6 protein-coding genes are annotated in these 4,569 nt (G+C 55.0%); 3 read left to right on the top strand and 3 right to left on the bottom strand.

What is annotated here, in order from left to right:
- Positions 1–218: hypothetical protein (locus HMPREF9069_RS09600; RefSeq protein WP_021626476.1), on the top strand; the 218-nt coding region annotated here is incomplete at its 5' end.
- Positions 219–309: 91 nt separating this feature from the next.
- Here the strand turns inward: HMPREF9069_RS09600 and HMPREF9069_RS06800 are convergent.
- Genes HMPREF9069_RS06800 through HMPREF9069_RS09855 form a run of 3 tightly spaced genes read right to left on the bottom strand, consistent with a single transcriptional unit; the run spans position 310 to position 2,293 of the window.
- The gene (locus HMPREF9069_RS06800; protein ID WP_021626475.1) at positions 310–1,281 is read right to left on the bottom strand and encodes a TlpA disulfide reductase family protein; all 972 of its coding nucleotides are present in this window, start codon (positions 1,279–1,281) and stop codon (positions 310–312) included.
- Positions 1,282–1,305: 24 nt separating this feature from the next.
- Entirely contained in the window at positions 1,306–2,229 is a 924-nt protein-coding gene (locus HMPREF9069_RS06795) for a 4Fe-4S binding protein (protein ID WP_009278014.1), read from the bottom strand.
- Positions 2,222–2,293 (bottom strand): CD1871A family CXXC motif-containing protein, encoded by a 72-nt coding sequence (locus tag HMPREF9069_RS09855; RefSeq protein ID WP_254179316.1) that lies wholly within the window; start codon positions 2,291–2,293, stop codon positions 2,222–2,224. Before HMPREF9069_RS09855 ends, HMPREF9069_RS06795 begins: the two co-directional genes overlap by 8 nt.
- A gap of 166 nt (positions 2,294–2,459) precedes the next feature.
- Between HMPREF9069_RS09855 and HMPREF9069_RS06785 the strand changes: the two genes are divergently transcribed.
- Together HMPREF9069_RS06785 and HMPREF9069_RS06780 are read left to right on the top strand one after the other, a co-directional pair.
- Positions 2,460–3,131 (top strand): response regulator transcription factor, encoded by a 672-nt coding sequence (locus HMPREF9069_RS06785; RefSeq protein ID WP_021626472.1) that lies wholly within the window; start codon positions 2,460–2,462, stop codon positions 3,129–3,131.
- Positions 3,132–4,262 carry a sensor histidine kinase gene (locus tag HMPREF9069_RS06780; RefSeq protein WP_021626471.1) on the top strand — a complete coding sequence of 377 codons (1,131 nt, stop codon included), beginning with the start codon at positions 3,132–3,134 and terminating at the stop codon, positions 4,260–4,262.
- Positions 4,263–4,569: the final 307 nt, after the last annotated feature.

Below are 4,569 nucleotides of genomic sequence, written 5' to 3'. Positions count from 1 at the left end.
TTCCCGTGTCCGAAATCTTGGCACAGGTCATTCCGAACATCCTGACAAGAACTGCCGAGGAGAGCGACCAGGTGCTCCTGCTGAGCGGAAAGAACATCCGCATCGAGTGCCTTGACGGTAGCCTGCAATGCGGGCACGACGGGGGCGACGGGCCAGAGCTACCCATTGACCTGGTCATCCTGCCTCAGCGCGTCAGAATCTTTGCTCTGAGGGGATAGTGCGGGAGTATCTAGACAACAGTGCGGCTGCGCGGTGGTGTGCCACGCAGCCGCAAATGCTAAGCTCATTGCGTTATATTGTCGTCGAACCCTACTTTGCGCTGTTTGCAATCGCCTGATCAATCAGCTTGTCCAGTGCCTCTCGCTGCGCAGCAGACGTGATTGCGCCTACGATTGGCTCTCCCACGATGTTGCCTTTGCTATCAACAACGTAGGTAGTCGGGAAGGAAAAGAGCCCCGAGACAAGCTTGCCTGCATCGCTATCCGTCTTGAACCAGACGTTTTTGTATGTAATACCCTTCTTCGATAGGACATCCTTAGCGTCCGATATCTCACCCTGGTTGCCGTCGAGCGTAAAAGAGTTAACACCTACTACCTGGCCGCCCTTTTCGGCAAGCTTCTTGTGAAGCGCCTCCAGCTCTCCAAGCTCTTCCACGCACGGCTTGCAGCTGGTAAACCAGAAGTTCATCACAGTCACCTTGCTCTTTGAGAAAAGCTCATCGCTGCTTACGTCGTTGCCATCGAGATCTTTGCCCTTAAAGCTGGGGAACTTGGTGGACTTACTTGTATCGCCTGTCATTCCCGCGCTCGACGCATCAACACTATCGCCTGATTCAGGTGCTTTTACGCAGTCGGGGAACTTCTTTTTGAGCGCCGTAAGTTTATCCTCAATCTTTTTGATCTGCTCGGCCCCTGTCTTAAGCACGTTGAACTCGTCAGTCGAGAACTTATCCTTGGCACTTTCCACAGTAGAAAGCAGGAACTCACCGTAATTTGAGCCGTTCCCTATCATCGAGGAATCCTTGTTTGCCTCAGCAAATACCTTTTCCCACAGCTCCTTGTCGCTTGAGAAAATGTCGTTTTCCTTTTGCATGAGCCTGTTGTACAGATCGGTCGCTTCCCCGGCGTTCTTTGGCTCCTCTGCAATAAAGGCCTCGATGTCCGCATCGCTTCCTGCTGGCTTTCCCTTATCAGCTCCGGGCGTCGAGCAGGCTGCAAGACATAACACCAGCGCAGACATCACCAGTGCGACTGCAATCTTTGGTAGCTTCATAACACTCATAACTTTCCTCCGTTTTCTTAAAACCTAAATCTTTGCTTTTACGTGCTGCTTCTCCTCGCGTGGTTGAGAAGACTGCTTGTCCGGCAGGCTTAAGCCGTAGCGAAACTTAACGGCACCAACGGGACAGGCGCTTACGCACTTGCCGCAGCGAATACACTCGGCATGGTCGGGCGACCGCGTGACATCAACGTCCATCTTGCACACCCTTGCGCACCTGCCGCACGAGACGCACTTATGCTGGTCAACGCGCATCCCTAGCAGGGATACCTTATTCATGAGCGCGTACCATGCGCCAAGTGGACAGATCCATTTGCAAAAAGGACGATAGAAGAGCACGCTTAGCACAACCACCATCACCAAGATGATGAGCTTCCAAGTAAACAGCCGGCCTAAAGCAGAGCGTATGCCGGCGTTAACGATAGACAGCGGGATTGCGCCCTCAAGCACCCCCTGCGGACAAACGTACTTGCAAAAGAAGGGGTCGCCCATTCCCATATCGTTTACGACCAGCGCGGGAAGCAAAACTACAGCAAGCAGCAGCACGGCGTACTTCACATACCTGAGCGGCTTGAGCTTTTTTGTCGATAGCTTCTTGCCGGGAATCTTATGCAGCAGCTCCTGCAACCAGCCAAACGGACACAAAAACCCACATACGAAGCGTCCCAGCAGCACGCCGATTAAAATCAGCGTTCCCGTCACGTAATAGGAAAAGTTGAACTTTGAGGAACCCACCACCGCCTGAAACGAGCCTATGGGACACGCGCCCGAGGCCGCCGGACACGAATAGCAGTTGAGGCCAGGCACGCAGACCGTTTTGCCCGCACCCTGATAGATGCCGCCCCTGACGAAATTGGGCAGGTGGACATTGGTGAGCAACGTCGCCGCCGCTTGCACCCAAGAGCGAAAACGGCTCAAAAGATGTGAGGCGGAGTTTTTTTTCTTATCCAATTCCGATACACTCCAAGCATAATCTGATAGCCTTAGCCAACACGGCGTCTGCCTCGCCGCGCATAACGCCAAAGCACACCATGGTTATCCCGATGACCAGCAAGGCAAGCTGAGCTATGGGTTTTATTGCTTTGAACAATTTGGTTGCTCCTTTCATCTTGCGTACCATTGGACCATACTGGCCATAAAATCTTTGTTAAGCGTGAAAAGACCTGCACGAGGAGAGTGTCATGCGTATTTTGGTTGTCGAAGACGAGCGGGTGCTGTGCGACGCGATTGCGCGCAGCCTGCGAAATCTTGCCTATAGCGTTGATTGCAGCTACGACGGGCGCCAGGCCTTAGAAATACTTGCTGTCGAGAGCTTTGACCTTGTCGTGCTCGACCTCAACCTTCCCCATGCCGACGGCATGACCGTGCTCAAAACCCTTAGGAAAGATGACCGAGAGACCAAGGTGCTCATCTTGTCAGCCCGCTGCGAGGTCGCCGACAAGGTGGCGGGCCTGGACGCAGGGGCCAACGACTATCTGACCAAGCCGTTTCATCTGGATGAGCTCGCGGCGCGGATTCGCAGCCTGACGCTCAGGCGCTTTACACAAGACGATGTCGTGCTGACTTGCGGAAGTCTTTGCTTCAACACCAAGTTGCGCGTGGCGACCGTCGGCGATGAGGTCTTGTCTCTGACCCGCAAGGAAATGGGAATCCTAGAGTATCTCATGCTCAACCAGGGGCGCCCGATAAGTCAGGAGGAGCTCATCGAGCATGTGTGGGACGGGAGCGTGAACAGCTTTAGCAATTCGGTGAGGGTACACATCTCGTCGCTCAGGAAAAAGCTGCGCTGCGCCTTGGGGCACGACCCCATCCGCAACCGCATTGGAGAGGGCTATGTAATGGAGGAGGTCTAAGTGAAGCGACTCTCGCTGCAATGGCGCATTACGCTGATGACGGCGCTGGTTTTGTGTCTGACCTGCGTGCTCATGAATTGCCTGATCGGCTACTTAGGCATGCGCTCCATGGAGTCGATTGGCATCGGCCTGACAGCCCGCGACGACATCAACGGGGGCGACCCCACGTCGTTTGACCCGGCGAGTGAGGAGATAGACCACGAGCTCACGATCGTCGTGAGCGATGCGCAGGGGTCCTTTAGCACGGCCAGCTGGTGCATAACGGCAGCAATGACGCTGTTTGGAGGCATCCTGGCGTATTTTGTAAGCGGATGTGCACTCAGGCCGCTGAGGTCCTTTGCGACTCAGGTCGAAAACGTGCGACCCGACAATCTGGCTGACATGAAGATCACCGAGGATGTACCGTCGGAGCTTGGGCGTTGCAGCGCATCATTCAACGACATGATCGACCGCCTTGACGAGGGTTTTGCCGCGCAGCGGCAGTTCACGGGCAACGCCGCGCACGAGCTGCGGACGCCGCTGGCGCTGATGCAGGCCCAAATCGAGCTGTTTTGCTCCGAGCATCCCGACGCGCAGCCCGACACGGCTAGCCTGCTCGGCTCGTTGCAGGAGCAGACCGAGCGAATGTCTCAGATGACAAGGACACTGCTCGAGATGAGCGAACTTTGCAGCGTCTCCTGCAACGACATCATCGAACTTGCACCGATGGTCGAGGAGGTTCTTACCGACCTTTCCCCCCTTGCCGAGCAAAGGGGCATCGCCCTCACATGTGATGGAGAAGCCCAGGTGCCTGGCAGCGACACCCTGCTGTATCGCATGCTGTTCAACCTGACCGAAAACGCCATACGATACAGCCGCTCCGATTCCACCGTCAGCGTCTCCGTCTGCGCGAAGGACGACCGCGCTCTCGTGCGAGTGGAAGACAGCGGACCTGGGATACCCAGCCAGTACCAAAAGAGCGTCTTTCAGCCCTTCTTCCGTATCGACACGTCGCGTAGCAGGACATATGGCGGAGTTGGCCTCGGCCTTTCTCTGGTCTGGGAAATCGTCGCCCTTCACGGCGGCACGATAGAGGTGGAAAAGAGCTCCGAGAACGGGACCACCATGCTTGTAACACTTCCACGTAGGTAAGTGCTGCTACATGGCAATCGCACCCGATGGTTGCCGAAGCAGGTAGACGCTTGGCATGTGCCAACAGCGTGCAAATTCCGCTTTGTCAAAATAACGGAAGTATTTTAATATTTACTTCCGTAAAAGAATAGGAATTAGCATTAAATCCTCTGGGAGGAACCATGTGGCCGAGCATTACATATGAGAAGTGCGCATGAGACAGGGACTACGACGAGCTCGCACTCATACCCAAGAGTCGTAGGCGCAAAATCCTGCCAACCTACGAAGCGGCAGTCCCTGACCTGTGCCAAGATTTCGGACACGGGAA

Source organism: Atopobium sp. oral taxon 810 str. F0209, assembly GCF_000466405.1.
Classification (GTDB): Bacteria; Actinomycetota; Coriobacteriia; order Coriobacteriales; family Atopobiaceae; genus Olegusella.
This window is presented reverse-complemented; position numbering and strand designations above follow the sequence as displayed.